General features: G+C 64.5%; 16 protein-coding genes. 8 read left to right on the forward strand and 8 right to left on the reverse strand.

Annotated elements, in window-relative coordinates; all coding sequences use genetic code 11:
- Positions 1-10: 10 nt before the first annotated feature.
- Positions 11-286, reverse strand: coding sequence for a hypothetical protein (locus A3M7_RS0103175; RefSeq protein ID WP_027542621.1), 276 nt, complete (start codon positions 284-286; stop codon positions 11-13).
- A 120-nt stretch (positions 287-406) separates the two neighbouring features.
- Between A3M7_RS0103175 and A3M7_RS0103180 the strand changes: the two genes are divergently transcribed.
- Entirely contained in the window at positions 407-1,663 is a 1,257-nt protein-coding gene (locus A3M7_RS0103180; protein WP_084301548.1) for an FAD-dependent oxidoreductase, read from the forward strand.
- A gap of 179 nt (positions 1,664-1,842) precedes the next feature.
- A complete protein-coding gene (locus tag A3M7_RS0103185; RefSeq protein WP_027542623.1) occupies positions 1,843-2,616 on the forward strand; it encodes an outer membrane protein in 774 nt (257 codons plus the stop codon).
- 97 nt (positions 2,617-2,713) lie between these two features.
- Here the strand turns inward: A3M7_RS0103185 and A3M7_RS0103190 are convergent, their stop codons facing one another.
- Together A3M7_RS0103190 and A3M7_RS0103195 are read right to left on the reverse strand one after the other, a co-directional pair.
- Complete coding sequence (locus tag A3M7_RS0103190; protein WP_027542624.1) at positions 2,714-3,484, reverse strand: SDR family NAD(P)-dependent oxidoreductase; 771 nt, start codon at positions 3,482-3,484, stop codon at positions 2,714-2,716.
- Between the two features lie 21 nt (positions 3,485-3,505).
- Positions 3,506-3,691 carry a hypothetical protein gene (locus A3M7_RS0103195; RefSeq protein ID WP_027542625.1) on the reverse strand — a complete coding sequence of 62 codons (186 nt, stop codon included), beginning with the start codon at positions 3,689-3,691 and terminating at the stop codon, positions 3,506-3,508.
- Between the two features lie 140 nt (positions 3,692-3,831).
- On the opposite strand from A3M7_RS0103195, the gene A3M7_RS43680 reads away from it, so the two are divergent.
- Complete coding sequence (locus A3M7_RS43680) at positions 3,832-4,470, forward strand: hypothetical protein (RefSeq protein ID WP_049823186.1); 639 nt, start codon at positions 3,832-3,834, stop codon at positions 4,468-4,470.
- Positions 4,471-4,542: 72 nt separating this feature from the next.
- On the opposite strand, the gene A3M7_RS0103205 is transcribed toward A3M7_RS43680, so the two are convergent.
- The gene (locus tag A3M7_RS0103205) at positions 4,543-5,325 is read right to left on the reverse strand and encodes an outer membrane protein (RefSeq protein ID WP_027542626.1); all 783 of its coding nucleotides are present in this window, start codon (positions 5,323-5,325) and stop codon (positions 4,543-4,545) included.
- A 423-nt stretch (positions 5,326-5,748) separates the two neighbouring features.
- Complete coding sequence (gene parE, locus A3M7_RS0103210; protein ID WP_027542627.1) at positions 5,749-7,791, reverse strand: DNA topoisomerase IV subunit B; 2,043 nt, start codon at positions 7,789-7,791, stop codon at positions 5,749-5,751.
- 273 nt (positions 7,792-8,064) lie between these two features.
- Between parE and A3M7_RS0103215 the strand changes: the two genes are divergently transcribed.
- From A3M7_RS0103215 to argC, 3 genes are all read left to right on the forward strand, one after another.
- Complete coding sequence (locus tag A3M7_RS0103215; RefSeq protein ID WP_027542628.1) at positions 8,065-8,595, forward strand: DedA family protein; 531 nt, start codon at positions 8,065-8,067, stop codon at positions 8,593-8,595.
- 225 nt (positions 8,596-8,820) lie between these two features.
- Positions 8,821-9,489, forward strand: coding sequence for an FMN-binding negative transcriptional regulator (locus tag A3M7_RS0103220; protein WP_027542629.1), 669 nt, complete (start codon positions 8,821-8,823; stop codon positions 9,487-9,489).
- On the forward strand, positions 9,486-10,469 hold the full coding sequence (gene argC, locus A3M7_RS0103225) for an N-acetyl-gamma-glutamyl-phosphate reductase (protein WP_027542630.1): 984 nt from the start codon (positions 9,486-9,488) through the stop codon (positions 10,467-10,469). The genes A3M7_RS0103220 and argC overlap by 4 nt, the downstream gene beginning before the upstream one ends.
- An 84-nt stretch (positions 10,470-10,553) precedes the next feature.
- Here the strand turns inward: argC and A3M7_RS0103230 are convergent, their stop codons facing one another.
- The 3 genes from A3M7_RS0103230 to A3M7_RS0103240 all read right to left on the reverse strand — a co-directional run bounded on the left by A3M7_RS0103230 (position 10,554) and on the right by A3M7_RS0103240 (position 13,256).
- On the reverse strand, positions 10,554-10,904 hold the full coding sequence (locus A3M7_RS0103230; RefSeq protein WP_027542631.1) for a hypothetical protein: 351 nt from the start codon (positions 10,902-10,904) through the stop codon (positions 10,554-10,556).
- A gap of 82 nt (positions 10,905-10,986) precedes the next feature.
- On the reverse strand, positions 10,987-11,385 hold the full coding sequence (locus A3M7_RS0103235; protein WP_027542632.1) for an MAPEG family protein: 399 nt from the start codon (positions 11,383-11,385) through the stop codon (positions 10,987-10,989).
- Positions 11,386-11,447: 62 nt separating this feature from the next.
- The gene (locus A3M7_RS0103240; protein ID WP_027542633.1) at positions 11,448-13,256 is read right to left on the reverse strand and encodes an alpha/beta hydrolase; all 1,809 of its coding nucleotides are present in this window, start codon (positions 13,254-13,256) and stop codon (positions 11,448-11,450) included.
- A gap of 254 nt (positions 13,257-13,510) precedes the next feature.
- Between A3M7_RS0103240 and A3M7_RS0103245 the strand changes: the two genes are divergently transcribed.
- Both A3M7_RS0103245 and A3M7_RS0103250 read left to right on the forward strand, forming a co-directional pair.
- Positions 13,511-13,786 (forward strand): hypothetical protein, encoded by a 276-nt coding sequence (locus A3M7_RS0103245; RefSeq protein ID WP_049823187.1) that lies wholly within the window; start codon positions 13,511-13,513, stop codon positions 13,784-13,786.
- 215 nt (positions 13,787-14,001) lie between these two features.
- A complete protein-coding gene (locus A3M7_RS0103250; RefSeq protein WP_027542635.1) occupies positions 14,002-15,222 on the forward strand; it encodes an LL-diaminopimelate aminotransferase in 1,221 nt (406 codons plus the stop codon).
- Positions 15,223-15,231 lie beyond the last annotated feature (9 nt).

Below are 15,231 nucleotides of genomic sequence, written 5' to 3' on the forward strand. Positions count from 1 at the left end.
GGCGGCGCCGCTACGCGCGGCGCTTCCTGATGCGACGCTTGATGGACTCGACGGCTTCGATCAAGGGCGGAGCCAGCGAGAAGAACGCGCCCAACGCGATCGAGATGATGACGTGGCGAAGCAGGAGCTTCTCCTGCTCCTCAAATGGATAGCCGTTCTGGTCGATCGGCACCGGCGCAAGCGCGCCGGTTGGCCGCGGATGCGACTTCCGTGGCGGGATCATGATCACGACGAAAAGCACGTTGATCAGGATCCAGACGCCGAGCAGTATAAGGATCGTCCGCACTGCAATTTCCTGAAAGAAATCGAAATTCGCTGCAACGCTAACGGGCATTCACAGCTGCGGCAAATTAAACCTGCTTGCTGCACCGCACAGAAAACTTAAGTCGTAAACGGGGTTTCTGCCGTGGAACCAGATTCATCGCACCCACCGCAGGGTTCCTCCGTGAAAGTCCGGTGTTGCATCGTCGGCGGCGGACCCGCCGGCATGATGCTCGGCTATCTCCTCGGGCGCGCCGGCATCGACGTCGTGGTGCTGGAGAAGCATGCGGACTTCTTTCGCGACTTTCGCGGCGACACAGTGCATCCCTCGACGCTCCAGGTGATGGACGAACTCGGCCTGATCGATGGCTTCCTGAAGCTGCCGCATCAGCGCTTGCAGAAGATGGACGGCCTGTTTGGCGGTACGCCGGTGCGGATCGCCGATCTGAGCCGGCTGCACACGAAGTACCCGTTCATCGCCTTCATGCCGCAATGGGATTTCCTGAACTTCCTGCGCGATGCCGGCAAGCGCTTCACCTCGCTCAAGGTGATGATGAACACGGAAGCCGTCGACCTGATCCGCCGCGGCGAGACGATCGCCGGCGTGCGGGCGACGACGCCGGAGGGACCGATCGACATCGAGGCGGATCTCACCATTGCCTGCGACGGCCGGCATTCGACGGTGCGCGAGCGCGCCGGTTTCGAGGTCCAGGAAATCGGCGCACCGATGGACGTGCTGTGGTTCCGCGCCGGCCGCAAGGCGGACGAGACGGAAAATGTGTTCGCGCGCGTCGAGCCCGGCAAGATGATGATCACCTTCGACCGCGGCGACTACTGGCAATGCGCCTATGTCATCGCCAAGGGGCAGCACGATGCGGTGAAGGCGAGGGGATTGCAGGCGCTGCTCGACGACGTCGTGCGGATGGCGCCGATCCTCAGAAGCGGCATTGCCGACGTGAAGAGCTTCGACGACGTCAAGCTGCTCACCGTCGCGATCACCCGCCTGGCGCGCTGGACGCGGCCGGGCCTGCTTCTCATCGGCGACGCCGCGCATGCGATGTCGCCGGTCGGCGGCGTCGGCGTCAATCTCGCCGTGCAGGATGCGGTCGCGACCGCCAACCTGCTCGCGGACAAGCTTCAGCACGGCTGCCCGTCCGAGGATGAGCTCGACGCCGTGCGCCGCCGGCGCGAGTTCCCGGTGAAGATGACGCAAGCCATGCAGGTGACCGTGCAGAACAGCATCATCAGCGGCGCGCTGCAGGGCGGCGACCGGCCGCTGAAGGTGCCGCTGATCGTGCGCCTGATCACCGCGCTGCCATGGCTCCAGGGCATTCCGGCGCGCCTGCTCGCGCTCGGCGTGCGGCCCGAGCACGTGCAGTCGAAGGCCGCGCCGGCATCGTAGCGCTGCAATTCGGTAGGGATAACGTCGTGTTAAATCGCGCGCGGCGCGTTGCGGGCGTGCAACAGCGCAAACGGATTCACGGACCGCAACCTGCCAATCCGGCATCTTAACTCTGTTGATTCAAATTTGAGTAAGACCTGCGTGTGAGCTTGCGCCCATCAAAGGACACGGGGTGTACCATGCGTAATAAATTGATTGCCGCCTTCGCCTGCACGACCGCTCTGGTTTCGACCGGCGCGGCGTCCGCCGCCGATCTCGGTGCGCGTTACACGAAGGCGCCGGCCTATGCCGAGCCGCTGTTCAACTGGACCGGTTTCTATGTCGGCGGCCACGTCGGTGGCGCATGGACCAACGAGCAGTTCATCAACACCGGGAACGGTGCGCCGTTCGCGGATCTTTCGCCCGGCCAAGGCTTCCGTCAGCGCAACTCGGGCGTCATGGGCGGCGCCCAGATCGGCTACAACTGGCAGGCCAACAACTACGTGTTCGGCATGGAAGGCACGATCTCCGGCCTCGACAACAAGGGCTCGTTCACGAACACCGTGTTTGGTGTCGGCCTCGACGATCAATTCAGCTGGCGCGCCAACGTGCTCGCGACCGTCGTCGGTCGTGCGGGCTTTGCCGTGCAGAACAACCTGTTCTACTTCAAGGGCGGCTATGCCGGCGTGAACAACCGTCTCTCGGTTGTCGACAATGTTGCGAACCCGTCCACGGGCTCCGGCGGTCAGACCCATTGGCACAACGGCTGGACGGTCGGTGCCGGCTGGGAATACGGCGTCACCCGCAACTGGATCGTCGGCCTCGAATACAACTATGCGGCCTTCAGCAGCCAGACCTATCAGCTCGGCGGCACCTCGGGCAACTACACCTTCGATGCCAAGCCGCGCGACATCCAGTGGGCCGTCGTGCGCGCGAGCTACAAGTTCGACGCGCCGGTCATCGCGCGCTACTGAGCAACGAACGACCAAGCAGCAAAAAAAGACGATCACCGACAAATTCAAAGCCCCGGCATCGCCGGGGCTTCTTTTTTGCGTGCAGCGAGCGCGCGTCTCAGGCCATCACCGAGAATCCGCCGTCGACGGGGATCGCGGTGCCCGTGACGAAGTTCGAGGCGGGCGAGGCCAGGAACACCGCGACGCCGGCGAAGTCGTCGATGTCGCCCCAGCGCCCCGCAGGCGTGCGCGCCAGCACGCGCTCGTGCAGTCCCGACACCTGCTGCCGCGCGCCGCGGGTCAGGTCGGTGTCGATCCAGCCGGGCAGGATGGCGTTGACCTGGATGTTGTCGGGCGCCCAGGCATTGGCGCAGGCGCGCGTGTACTGCACGATGCCGCCCTTGCTCGCCGCGTAGGCCGTTGCGAAGCTGGCGCCGAAGATCGACATCATCGAGCCGATGTTGATCACCTTGCCGTTGCCGGACGCCTTCAGCGCCGGATAGGCCAGCTTCGAGCACACGAAGGCGCTGGTGAGGTTGGTGTCGATCACCTTGTTCCACTCGTCGAGCTCGAGCTCGTGCGGCGGCTTGCGGATGCTCATGCCGGCATTGTTGATGAGGATGTCGATGCGGCCGAACTCCTTGACGACGCGGTCGATCATGGCTGCGACCGCCGCCTTGTCGGTCACGTCGGTGGTGACGGCGATCGCCTTCACGCCGCGCTGTCCGAGATCGGCAATTGCAGCGGCCGACTTGGTTTCGTTGCGTCCGACCACGGCGATATTGGCGCCGGCATCGGCGAGCCCGTGCGCAAGGCCGAGCCCGATGCCGCCATTGCCTCCTGTGACGATCGCGACCTTGCCGCGCAGATCGAACCGGCTGGTTGTCATGCTTTCACTTCCTGTTTTTTTCTATTGGTTGCTTTGCCAGATCAGGACCAGCCCGAAGCCGGCCATGGCTGCGCCATAGCCGGCCCATTGCAGCTGGTTGACCATGAAGCTCGATCGCGGCCAGGGAACCGTGCCCGTGCCCTGTCCGATCCAGAGCAGCCCGACGGCGAGGACAAACAGGCCTGCGATCAGCAGAAATCTGCGCATGCGTTCCTCCCCGTTGGCCTGCTTCGTCGCGGCCCACGGGCATGAACGTTTGCCGCGGCCACGAAAACTTCCGGCCAGACTAGCCGTAGCTTCGGTCCGGATACAATGGTCGTGGATGCAAGACTGCCGGGAGAGGACGCATGTTCGCGCGCAAGGTGATCCTGGGGACTGCGGCTGCGGCCGCGCTGGTTGCGGCCTATGCCGTCATTCCGCGTCATGCGGATCTGCGGGCGTTCGATCCGGCCGAAATGGCGCGGCTGGAGACCGCGATGTGGCGCGACTATTACGACAAGCGCTATGGCGCGCTGTTCTACCATCTCTACGAATCGACGCGGACGCAGTTCGGCTTTTCTCCGCTTCAAAGCCTGCATGTCGCGTTCAGCGCGGCCGAGGCCGCCAGGACGTTCCAGCCGACGCGGTCGCGCCTGGAGGCCGATGCGGCCCTGCCGGCCCTCGTGGCGTACTTCCGCAACTTTGGGCCGGCCGCGCCTGTGGCATTCGACGTCGAGGAGGCCGCCCGCCTCGAACTTGACTGGTGGCAGGCGCGCCGCGAAGCGGTGGCTCCGCGCGACTATGGCCTCACCATCGCGCGCGTGGCCGCGCTGACCTACGGCAGGGCCGCCGATGATCCCGGCATCAGACGGTTCGGCATCGCCCGGGCGGAAGCCATGGCGTTTCGCGATGCACGGGGTGAGGCGATCACCGATGCCGACTGGACGAGGATCGAGAATCAGCTCGGGGAGGCGTACCGGACGCTCAAGGCAAGTAGCGGCCGCTAGAGCTCGAGAGCCTCGCGCAACGAAAAAGCCCCGGACGATGCCGGGGCTTCGACGTCTGAACTTGCGTTCGGATCAGTACTTCGCGACGACCGGACCGGTCCAGTTGAAGCGGTAGACCAGCGAGGTCGAGATCGTCTGGTTCCAGCTGTTGGCGCGGATGCTGTTGACCAGCGGAACGTTGCCGGCGTCGAGCAGCTCGGTCTGCGTCTTGGCATTGTAGAAGGCCGAGCGATACTCGGTCTTCATGAACCAGCCGGGCGAGGTGATGCCGAAGATATTCAGGCTGTTCTCGACGCCGCCACCGACGAACCAGCCGTTGCGGTTGTAGCTGGCGAGATGAACGCCGACGGGCACGCCTGCGAGGTTCGTGAAGTTGGTCTGGCCGAAGTGAGCGCCGGAGTAACCGCCATTGACGTAGGAGAGAACGTTCGGGGCGACCAGCCAGCCGAGGCGAACGCCTGCGGCCCAGGAGTCTTCCAGCTTCTGGTTGCCGGTGATGCCGAAAATCGGATCCTGGATGGTGGCGCGGATGCTGCCGAACTGACCGTCAGCGAACACACCGGCGACCCAGGTGCTGTTGAACTGCCAGTCGTAGCCGAGACCGACGGTGCCGAACCAGCCCGAGCCACCTTGGCGCTGCGTGATCGTCAACGGCGTGCCGGTTACCGTATCAACGACGCTCTGGTCAGCGTTCGAGAGGCCACCGCCGCCACCACCGAAGATGTAGAAGCCGGTCCAGTTGGCGACGGGCGCCGCCACCGGGGCCTTCACGTAGGGGCGGGCCGCAAGGTCAGCCGCCGAGGCCGAACCGGTCATCGCCGCAACTGCGGTCAGAGCCAGCAAAATCTTCTTCATGATAAAATCCCCAACCTTGGTCTGTAGCAGGCGCGAGCGCACTGGAGTTCGTGTCGTCTGATGCCCGGACTATAGCCGGTTCTCGCCGAAATGCTGTTGCCGGGCAGGCACACTCGCCGGAAAACGCCCATCGGCCAGGCCTGGGGGCGAGGATGTCGGAATTACAAAAAGATATGCTTTTTCAGAGTGTTACGTGAATTTGCAAATCTTCGGTTCGGGTAAGGTTTCGTTAGTGAGCGCAGCTTTGTCCGAAATGGAGGCAGTCCTGCCTCAGCCCTGGCCCCTGTGAGTCGCTGGCCGAGTCGCGGGATGCGTGCGGCGAGTCGCTGCGGCGTGGCACATCGCCGGGACAGGGCGGTATCGTCTCCACCAATGAAAAAGCCCCGGACTTGAGCCGGGGCTTTTTGACGGGAGCGCGCGAGGTCAGACGTCCAGCAGATCCTCGTTGGCAAACTCGGCCTTGTCCGAGATGAACGCGAAGCGCGCCTCGGCCTTGGTTCCCATCAGGCGCTCCACCGAATCCGCCGTGGTGTCGCGGTCGTCAGCCAGCAGGACCACCTTCAGCATGGTCCGCTTGGCCGGGTCCATGGTGGTCTCCTTGAGCTGCGCCGGCATCATCTCGCCGAGGCCTTTGAAGCGGTTCACCTCGACCTTGGCGTTGGCGTTGAACTCGCTCTTGATCAGCGCCTCCTTGTGCGCGTCGTCGCGGGCGTAGACCGACTTCGAGCCGTTGGTGAGCTTGTAGAGCGGCGGCACCGCGAGGAAGAGATGGCCCTCGTCGATCAGCCGCGGCATCTGCCGGTAGAAGAAGGTGATCAGCAGCGAAGCAATGTGGGCGCCGTCGACGTCGGCGTCGGTCATGATGATGATGCGCTGGTAGCGCAGATCCTCTTCGCGATATTGCGCCAGCGTGCCGCAGCCGATCGCCTGCACGAGGTCGGAGAGCTGGGCGTTCGCCGTCAGCTTGTCCTTGCCGGCCGAGGCGACGTTGAGGATCTTGCCGCGCAGCGGCAGCACGGCCTGGGTCTTGCGATCGCGCGCCTGCTTGGCGCTGCCGCCGGCCGAGTCGCCCTCGACGATGAAGAGCTCTGAGCCTTCGGTGCCGGCGTCGCTGCAGTCGGCGAGCTTGCCGGGCAGGCGGAGTTTCTTGCCCGCGGTCTTGCGCGCCGTCTCCTTCTCCTGGCGGCGGCGCAGGCGCTCCTCGGCGCGGTCGATCACGAAGTCGAGCAGCTTGTTGGCCTGGTTCGGATTGCCCGAGAGCCAGTGGTCGAACGGATCCTTCATCGCCTGCTCGACGATGCGCTGCGCTTCCGCCGTGGCGAGGCGATCCTTGGTCTGGCCCTGGAATTCAGGCTCGCGCACGAACACCGAGAGCATCACGGCCGCACCCACCATCACGTCTTCCGACGTAATGGACGAGGCGCGCTTGCCCTGGCCGACGCGCTCGGCGTGATCCTTCAGGCCGCGCAGCAGCGCGCTGCGCAGGCCCGATTCATGCGTGCCGCCATCGGGCGTCGGCACCGTGTTGGTGTAGGACGAGAGGAAGCCGTCGGCGTCCGCGGTCCAGGCGACCGCCCATTCGCAGGCGCCATGCGCGCCGTTGCGCCCCGACTTGCCGGAGAAGATGTCGGGATGCACCAGCGTGTCGGCGTGGATCGCGGCGGCGAGATAATCCTTCAACCCACCGGGGAAGTGGAACGTCGCTTCCGCCGGCACATCCTCGACGCCCTTGAGCAGCTCGGGCGCGCAGTTCCAGCGGATCTCGACGCCGCCGAACAGATAGGCCTTGGACCGCGTCATTTTGAACAGGCGCTGCGGCTTGAACGCGGCCTTGGCGCCGAAGATGTCGGTATCGGGCTTGAAGCGCACGCGCGTGCCGCGGCGGTTGTTGATCTTGCCGAGATCCTCGAGCTTGCCCTTGGGGTGCCCGCGCTCGAACGTCATGCGGTAGAGTTTCTGGCTGCGCGCGACCTCGACCTCGAGAAGGGAGGAGAGGGCGTTCACCACGGAGATGCCGACGCCGTGCAGGCCGCCCGAGGTCTCGTAGACCTTGCTGTCGAACTTGCCGCCCGAATGCAGCGTGCACATGATGACTTCGAGCGCCGACTTCTTCGGAAACTTCGGATGCGGATCGATCGGGATGCCGCGACCGTTGTCGGTGACGGTGAGAAAGCCGTCCGCGCTGAGTTCGACGCCGATGAAGGTCGCGTGCCCGGCCAGCGCCTCGTCCATCGAGTTGTCGATGACTTCGGCGAACAGGTGATGCAGCGCCTTCTCGTCGGTTCCGCCGATATACATGCCGGGCCGGCGCCGCACCGGTTCCAGGCCTTCAAGTACCTCGATGTCCGCCGCGGTGTAGTCGGCTTCCGCGCCGCCCGCGCGTGGCGCCGCCTTGGCGGCGCGGGGCTTGGGCTCGTCGCCACCGAAAAAGTCGTCTTTTGCTTTGGGCTTCAACTGTTTGGACATGAATCTTGATGCGTTTTGAGGGCCGCGCTGGCGGCGAATCGGTTCGGGCGACTATGACACGGCTGGCCCGGAAAGGTCACCGCAGGGCCAGCCGGCGCCGGGGTTGGGAGCTAATCCCGGCGAATTTACGCCGCGGGTCGCTCAGTTGCCGGCAATTTGACAGCGAGGTCCACGCTCAGCCGGACTTTGTGACTTGATGTCACACAAGTCCCTGGCTTACCAGTCTTTTTCACTGAGCAGGACCTTGAGACGGGGCGAGAAGGCTATTTTTGCATGGAGCAGTTTGCGCACGCACTGGTCGACTTCGTGCGCGCGCACGAGGCTTGGGCGGCTCCGATCGTCTTCCTGCTGGCGTTCGGGGAGTCGCTCGCCTTCATCTCGCTGCTGATCCCGGCCTGGGGCGCGCTGGTGGCGATCGGCGCCCTCATCGGGGTGAGCGGCATCAGCTTCTATCCGGTGTGGATTGCCGGCGGCATCGGCGCGGCGCTCGGCGACTGGGTCTCCTATTGGTTCGGCTACCGCTACAAGGAGAAGGTCGCGCAGATGTGGCCGCTCTCGCGTTACCCGGAACTCCTGCCCAAGGGCGAGGCCTTCGTGCGCAGCTGGGGCGTGCCCAGCATCTTCATCGGCCGGTTCTTCGGCCCGTTGCGCGCCTCCGTGCCGCTCGCCGCCGGCATTTTCGAGATGCCCTATTGGAGCTTCCAGGTCGCCAATTTCGTCTCGGCGCTGGTCTGGTCGGCGGCGCTGCTGCTCTTCGGCGACGTGATCGCCAAGATCATGGAATGGATCTGGCGCGTGATCTGACGCCTGAACCTTGACGGGAACCGGATCTGGCCTTATAGCCGCGCGCCATGATCAACGCCGCGACCATTCTGTTCGCCCGTCGCCGCCGCCGCTCTTTAGCGGTTTGGGCGGTCGATCGCGTTTGAGATCATCGTCTTTGCCGCTGGATCCGATCCGCGGCATTCTCTCTCCTGTCAGCGCGATCTGATCCGGCGGCCCCCCGAGGAGGCCCAGCAGGAGACCACGATGTACACGCCACCCTTTTTCAAGCAGGACCGCGCCGCGAGCCTGAAATTCGCAAGCGAGCGCGGCTTCGGCACGATGTGCGCCTTCGACGGCCACAAGCCGGTCGCCTCGCCGCTGCCGTTCTACCTGACCTACGCCGCCGACGGCACGCCGCAGGCCGCCTTTCATGTCGCCCGTCACAATCCGCTGCTAAAGCTTGCGGATGGCGCGACCTCCTGGCTGCTCGCGGTCAACGGCCCCGATGCCTATGTATCGCCCGACTGGTACGTCTCGCCGGATCAGGTGCCGACCTGGCTCTACCAGTCGGTGCATCTGAGCGGGCCGGTGAAGCTGTTGTCGGACGACGAGCTGGCGGTGCAGATCGACACGCTCAGCGACAAGTTCGAGAACTGGTTGCTGCCGAAGAAGCCGTGGACATCGGCGAAGATGACTGCAGGCCGGCTGGAAGCGTTGAAGAAGGGAATCGTGGGTCTGGTCATGACGGTTGAAGAGGTCGAAGGCAGCTTCAAGCTCAACCAGCACAAATCGGACGCCGACTATACCGCGATCGCCAACGCGCTCGGTGCGCAACCCGCTGCCGACGCCAGAGAGATTGCACAACTGATGCAGGACGTGAGGCCGGAGGCCTTCGCGGCCGAAACCAACAAGCTCGAAAGGAGCGTGCCATGAGCCTTACTGAGACCAAACAGGCCCCGAAGGCGGGCGCGGCGACCAAGCCCGCCACCGTCTTCGTCGACGGCGGCTCCGGCACCACCGGGCTCGGCATCAACGAGCGGCTGAAGCTCCAGAGTGACGTCACCGTGAAGACGATCGCCGACGACAAGCGCAAGGATCCCGCAGCGAAGAAGGCGCTGATGGAGGAGGTCGATCTCGTCATCCTCTGCCTGCCCGACGAGGCCGCCAAGGAGACAGTGGCGCTGGTCGACAGCATGGGCGCTGCGGCGCCGAAGGTGCTGGATGCTTCCACCGCGTACCGGGTCGCGCCCGATTGGGCCTACGGCTTTCCGGAGCTGACGCCGGACCAGGCCGGCAAGATCAAGGCCGCGAAGAAGGTTTCCAATCCCGGCTGCTACCCGACCGGTGCGATCGCGCTGCTGCGGCCGATGGTCGATGCCGGCCTGTTGCCGCCCGATTATCCCGTCACCATCAACGCGGTGAGTGGTTATTCCGGCGGCGGCAAGTCGATGATCGCGAGCTTTGAAGACGGCAGCGCGCCGTCCTTCGAGCTCTACGGCCTCGGCTTCGAGCACAAGCATCTACCGGAGATGCAGCTCTATTCGAACCTGACGCGGCGGCCGATCTTCATTCCCTCGGTCGCCAACTACCGGCAGGGCATGCTGGTCTCGGTGCCGCTCCAGCTCGACGCGCTGCCGGGCAAGCCCAGCGGTGCCGATCTCCAGGCTGCGCTGGCAAAACGCTACGCCGGCTCGAAATACGTCTCGGTGATGCCGCTCCAGAACGAGGCGACCAAGGGCGGCAAGCTCGAGCCGGAGGCGCTCAACGAGACCAACATGCTCGAACTCCACGTCTTCGCCAGCGACAAATATCACCAGGCGGTGCTGGTCGCGCGGCTCGACAATCTCGGCAAGGGCGCCTCGGGTGCGGCCGTGCAGAACATGCGGCTGATGCTGGGGCTACCGCAGGAGTAGGGCAGCCTCGTGCCCCGGACGCAGCGCAACGCTTCTTCGGAGTGATGCGCTGCAGAGCCGGGGCCTGGCGCAACGCGCCGCCACTCACTGCAAAACAATGTCGGCTGGAAACGGTCGAACAGGGCGGCCGGCGCAAACATTCTTGCGGGCCGCCACGGCCTCGCGGCGATACGTCTCGAGGTCGCCGAGCAAGCGGTCGGAGATTTCGCAGACGTCCCGATGGTCGTTCGCATAATCGACCACGGCGCTCCAGGCGCGCGAGGCCCGGATGTAGGTGTCGCAGCGATCCGACATCAAGGCGCGCGTCGTCGGTTTTGAGGCTTCGACAGCCTCGCTGCGCAGGCTTCGCAATTCAGGGCATGGCGCCTGCGCGCCGGCCTCGCGACATAATCCGGCGAGCGCGAGCACCGCGACGACTGGCAAAAGGATCCGCATCGGGATTCCCCCGCTTCGGTTGTTACCGTGCGAGGATATCTTTGGATTGCAGCAGCGTCCAGCGACCCTCGACGCTGCTGTTTCAAAACACCTTGAAGATCGCCAGCGCCAGCACGGCCTGGGCGAGGAAGCCGACGGTGAAGGCCAGGGTGCGGAACACCGGGATTCCCATGGCGTAGACGATCAGATGTGCAACGCGCGACCAGAAATAGACGGCGCAGGCGAGCACGGTCCATTTCGTGGAATAGTCGATGGCGTTCAGGATCAGCACCAGCGGTGCGAACAGCACGAGGTTCTCGACGGCGTTATCATGCGCGAACATCAGCCGGTTCGCCCATTCCGACTGCGGCTTGTCGCCGCGCGAGGGATTGGCCAGCGCGCCACTGAGACCTCGAACCTGGCAGCGGTTGATGGTGTAGGGGATCCAGAGGATCCCGGTCAGGATCACCGTCAGTGTCAGCCAGAACAATTCGCGCGTCATGGTGCGGTCCCCTCTCTCGTCGCAGTGCTGAAGGCGAGCTTATACAAGCGCAGGAGATTCCGCTATGCGCGAACCCTGACATAGCTGCCGGGCGCATCCTCGATCGGGAGGAGCGTCTCGCTGCCGACTGCGCGCGCCGGGACTTCCTCGGGATCGAGCTCGCCCAGCCATTGCCGCCAGTCCGGCCACCACGAGCCCTTGTGCTCGACTGCGCCCTTCATCCACTCGGCGACGTTGACGTCCTTGATGTTGTCGTTGGTCCAGTACTGGTACTTGTTCGAGGCGGGCGGGTTGACCACGCCGGCGATGTGGCCCGAGCCGGACAGCACGTATTTCACCGGGCCGCCGAAGAACTGCGAGCCGTACAGCACCGACTCGGCCGGCGCGATGTGGTCCTCGCGGGTGGCGAGATTGTAGACGGGCACCTTGACCTTGGACAGATCGAGCAGCGTGTTGTCGAGCACCATCGTGCCGGTCGACAGCCGGTTCTCCAGATAGCAATTGCGCAGGTAATAGGAATGGTTCGACGCGGTCATGCGCGTCGCATCCGAATTCCAGTGCAACAGGTCGAAAGCGCTCGGCTGCTGGCCCTTCAAATAGTTGCTGACGACATAGGACCAGATCAGATCGTTGGAGCGCAGCATGTTGAAGGCCATCGCCATCTTCGAGCCTTCGAGCACGCCGGCGGTCTTCATGTCCTGCTCGAGCGATGCGATCTGCTCCTCGTCGACGAACACGAGGAGATCGCCGGCATGGGTGAAATCGACCTGCGCCGCGAAGAACGTCGCGGACGACACGCGCTGGCGGCGCTTCTCGGCGAGCCAGGCCAGCGTGGTCGCGAGCATCGTGCCGCCGACGCAATAGCCGGCGGTGTGCACCTTCATCTCGCCGGTGACCTTCTCGATCACGTCCATTGCCGTGAGCGGGCCTTCCTTCATGTAGTCATCCCAGCTCTTGTTGCCGAGCCGCTTGTCGGGATTGACCCATGAGATCACGAACACGGTGATGCCCTGGTCGACGCACCACTTGATGTAGGATTTCTCCGGCTTGAGATCGAGGATGTAGAACTTGTTGATCCAGGGCGGCACGATCAGGAGCGGGGTGCGCAGCACGTTCTCCGTGGTCGGAGAATACTGGATGAGCTGCATCATCTCGTTCTGGTAGATCACCTTGCCCGGCGTCGTCGCCATGTTGACGCCGACGACGAGATTGTCCGGGTTGGACTGGCGGATCTTCAGCATGCCCTTGCCGGCGGCGATGTCCTCGGCCAGCATCTTCAGGCCGCGCGCGAGATTTTCGCCGCTGCTCGCCACCGTCTCGCGCAGCACTTCCGGATTGGTCAGCACGAAGTTCGAGGGCGACAGCGCGTTGGCGACCTGCTGGACGTAGAACTCCGCCTTGCGGCGGGTCTGCGGATCGAGCCCCTCGGCGTCGCGCACCAGCTCCTGCGCCCATCTGGTCGTGAGCAGATAGAGCTGCATCACGAAATCGAAGAACTGGTTCGACTTCCATTCCGGGTCGGCAAAGCGCTTGTCGCGCGGCGACGGCGCGATCGCGGGCGGGGCCTCCTGACCGGCCATGCGGCGCGCCGCCGACCCCCAGAGGTCGAGATAGTCCTTGGCGAGCTTGGTCTGGAGATCGGAGGAGCGGGACGTGTCCGACAGCCAGTATTCGGCAACCGATGTGAAGGCCTTGACGACCTCGGTGAGCTCGGCCGGCGGACGGTCCTGCACCTCGCCGCTCTCGCGCGGCTTGAGGAAGGCGGCCAGCGCCTTGCCGCCGCTCTCCATCGCCCGCGCGACATTCATCGCGAAGGCTTCCGCATCGAACTTCGTCTCGGGCTTGGGCGTGTCGGTCGTGGCCATACTCATGGGCAGAACAGTAACGATTCATTCCGTATTCGTCACCGCGAAGCTCGCATCTTTGACGTTAAACACTCTCGAAGATGTGTTGCAGTGCGACAAATTTTCTTGGTTCCGTCACAATCGAGCCGCACCGCTCGGTTTGGTGGTGGCGGGGCGTTTTCTCGCTCGGACCATTTGGGCAGCAATGGTTTGAGCTTGGGCGCGGTCTTGGGTAAGGTTGCACGGGGCCGTGCTTTGGGACGAGTAGGGGAATTTCCCAAGTGTTGGCGTTGAGGGACCTGCAAAAGTCGCTGCTGATCGGTGGCGCGCTGCTGAGCGTGGCGTTCGCGCTGGGCGGCTGTTCGAGTCAGCTCGCGGATATGACGCCTGCGGATGCACAGGCGCATCCCCGCGAGCCCGGCAGCTATTTGCCGGTGCATGATCTGCCGCCGGAGCGCGATCAGGCGGTCATTCCGCCGGACCAGCGCGCCAAGATCGAGGCCGAGCTTGCCGCCGCGCGCGACCGTCAGGCGGTCGCCGCCAAGGACGCCAAATGAGGCGGTGCAAGGTAATCGCTGGCGCGACCGCCTTGGCGTGCTAAAAAGACCTCAGTTCAGCCGAGTGTCAGGGCGAACGACTTCAGCCTTCGTCGTCGAAAATTGCTCTAAGCATTTGATTTAGAGTAATTTTTGCGAAAGGGGTGGCTCGTCTTCGAACGCCCGTCCTGGCCTGTCGATTCTGTCCTGACCGGGTGCCCGGAGCCCAGAGAGCCATGGAAGAGTTTTACCGCATCCGCCGCCTTCCGCCTTACGTGTTCGAGCAGGTCAACCGGGCCAAGGCGGCCGCGCGGAACGCCGGTGCCGACATCATCGACCTCGGCATGGGCAATCCGGACCTGCCGGCACCGCCGCACGTGCTGGAGAAGCTCAAGGAGACGCTCGGCAAGCCGCGCACCGACCGCTACTCGGCCTCCCGCGGCATCCCGGGCCTGCGCCGGGCCCAGGCCGGCTACTACGACCGCCGCTTCGGCGTGAAGCTCAACCCCGACACCCAGGTGGTGGCGACGCTGGGCTCGAAGGAGGGCTTTGCCAACGTGGCGCAGGCGATCACCGCGCCGGGCGACGTCATCCTCTGCCCCAACCCGAGCTACCCGATTCACGCCTTCGGCTTCTTGATGGCGGGCGGCGTGATCCGCTCCGTGCCCTCCGAGCCGACGCCGCAGTTCTTCGAGGCGGTGGAACGGGCGATCGTGCATTCGATCCCGAAGCCGCTGGCGCTCGTGGTCTGCTACCCCTCGAACCCGACCGCCTATGTCGCGAGCCTCGACTTCTACAAGGACCTCGTCGCCTTCGCGAAGAAGCACGAGATCCTGATCCTGTCCGATCTCGCCTATGCCGAGGTCTATTTCGACGAGAACAACCCGCCGCCCTCGGTGCTCCAGGTGCCCGGCGCGATGGACGTCACCGTCGAGTTCACCTCGATGTCGAAGACCTATTCGATGGCCGGCTGGCGCATGGGCTTTGCGGTCGGCAATGAGCGCGTGATCGCGGCGCTCGCCCGCGTCAAATCCTATCTCGATTACGGCGCCTTCACGCCGGTGCAGGTCGCCGCGACCGCCGCGCTGAACGGCCCCGACGATTGCATCAAGGAGATGCGCGACACCTACCGCAAGCGCCGCGATGCGCTGGTGGAATCGTTCGGCCGCGCCGGCTGGGAGATTCCGCCGCCGGAAGCCTCGATGTTCGCCTGGGTGCCGCTGCCGGAAGCATTCCGCAGCGTCGGCAGCATGCAGTTCGCGACCCTGATGGTGGAGAAATCCGGCGTCGCGGTGTCGCCCGGCGTCGGCTTCGGCGAGCATGGTGAAGGATATGTCCGCATCGCCATGGTGGAAAACGAGCAACGGATCAGGCAAGCCGCGCGCGGCGTGCGCCGCTTCCTTGAAAGCGGCATCGAAACGTTGCACAACGTCGTTCCGCTCGCCAACCGGCGCTAATTCTCTTCG

The organism is Bradyrhizobium sp. WSM2254 (genome assembly GCF_000472645.1).
Taxonomy (GTDB): Bacteria; Pseudomonadota; Alphaproteobacteria; order Rhizobiales; family Xanthobacteraceae; genus Bradyrhizobium; species Bradyrhizobium niftali.

What these genes read in the sequence shown, in the direction of transcription:
- A3M7_RS0103205 (WP_027542626.1), bottom strand. Translation starts at nt 5,325, where the DNA reads ATGAAGAAGATTTTGCTGGCTCTGACCGCAGTTGCGGCGATGACCGGT.
- A3M7_RS0103240 (WP_027542633.1), bottom strand. Translation starts at nt 13,256, where the DNA reads ATGAGTATGGCCACGACCGACACGCCCAAGCCCGAGACGAAGTTCGAT.
- A3M7_RS43680 (WP_049823186.1), top strand. Translation starts at nt 3,832, where the DNA reads ATGTTCGCGCGCAAGGTGATCCTGGGGACTGCGGCTGCGGCCGCGCTG.
- A3M7_RS0103215 (WP_027542628.1), top strand. Translation starts at nt 8,065, where the DNA reads ATGGAGCAGTTTGCGCACGCACTGGTCGACTTCGTGCGCGCGCACGAG.
- argC (WP_027542630.1), top strand. Translation starts at nt 9,486, where the DNA reads ATGAGCCTTACTGAGACCAAACAGGCCCCGAAGGCGGGCGCGGCGACC.
- A3M7_RS0103190 (WP_027542624.1), bottom strand. Translation starts at nt 3,484, where the DNA reads ATGACAACCAGCCGGTTCGATCTGCGCGGCAAGGTCGCGATCGTCACA.
- A3M7_RS0103230 (WP_027542631.1), bottom strand. Translation starts at nt 10,904, where the DNA reads ATGCGGATCCTTTTGCCAGTCGTCGCGGTGCTCGCGCTCGCCGGATTA.
- parE (WP_027542627.1), bottom strand. Translation starts at nt 7,791, where the DNA reads ATGTCCAAACAGTTGAAGCCCAAAGCAAAAGACGACTTTTTCGGTGGC.
- A3M7_RS0103235 (WP_027542632.1), bottom strand. Translation starts at nt 11,385, where the DNA reads ATGACGCGCGAATTGTTCTGGCTGACACTGACGGTGATCCTGACCGGG.
- A3M7_RS0103185 (WP_027542623.1), top strand. Translation starts at nt 1,843, where the DNA reads ATGCGTAATAAATTGATTGCCGCCTTCGCCTGCACGACCGCTCTGGTT.
- A3M7_RS0103220 (WP_027542629.1), top strand. Translation starts at nt 8,821, where the DNA reads ATGTACACGCCACCCTTTTTCAAGCAGGACCGCGCCGCGAGCCTGAAA.
- A3M7_RS0103195 (WP_027542625.1), bottom strand. Translation starts at nt 3,691, where the DNA reads ATGCGCAGATTTCTGCTGATCGCAGGCCTGTTTGTCCTCGCCGTCGGG.
- A3M7_RS0103250 (WP_027542635.1), top strand. Translation starts at nt 14,002, where the DNA reads ATGGAAGAGTTTTACCGCATCCGCCGCCTTCCGCCTTACGTGTTCGAG.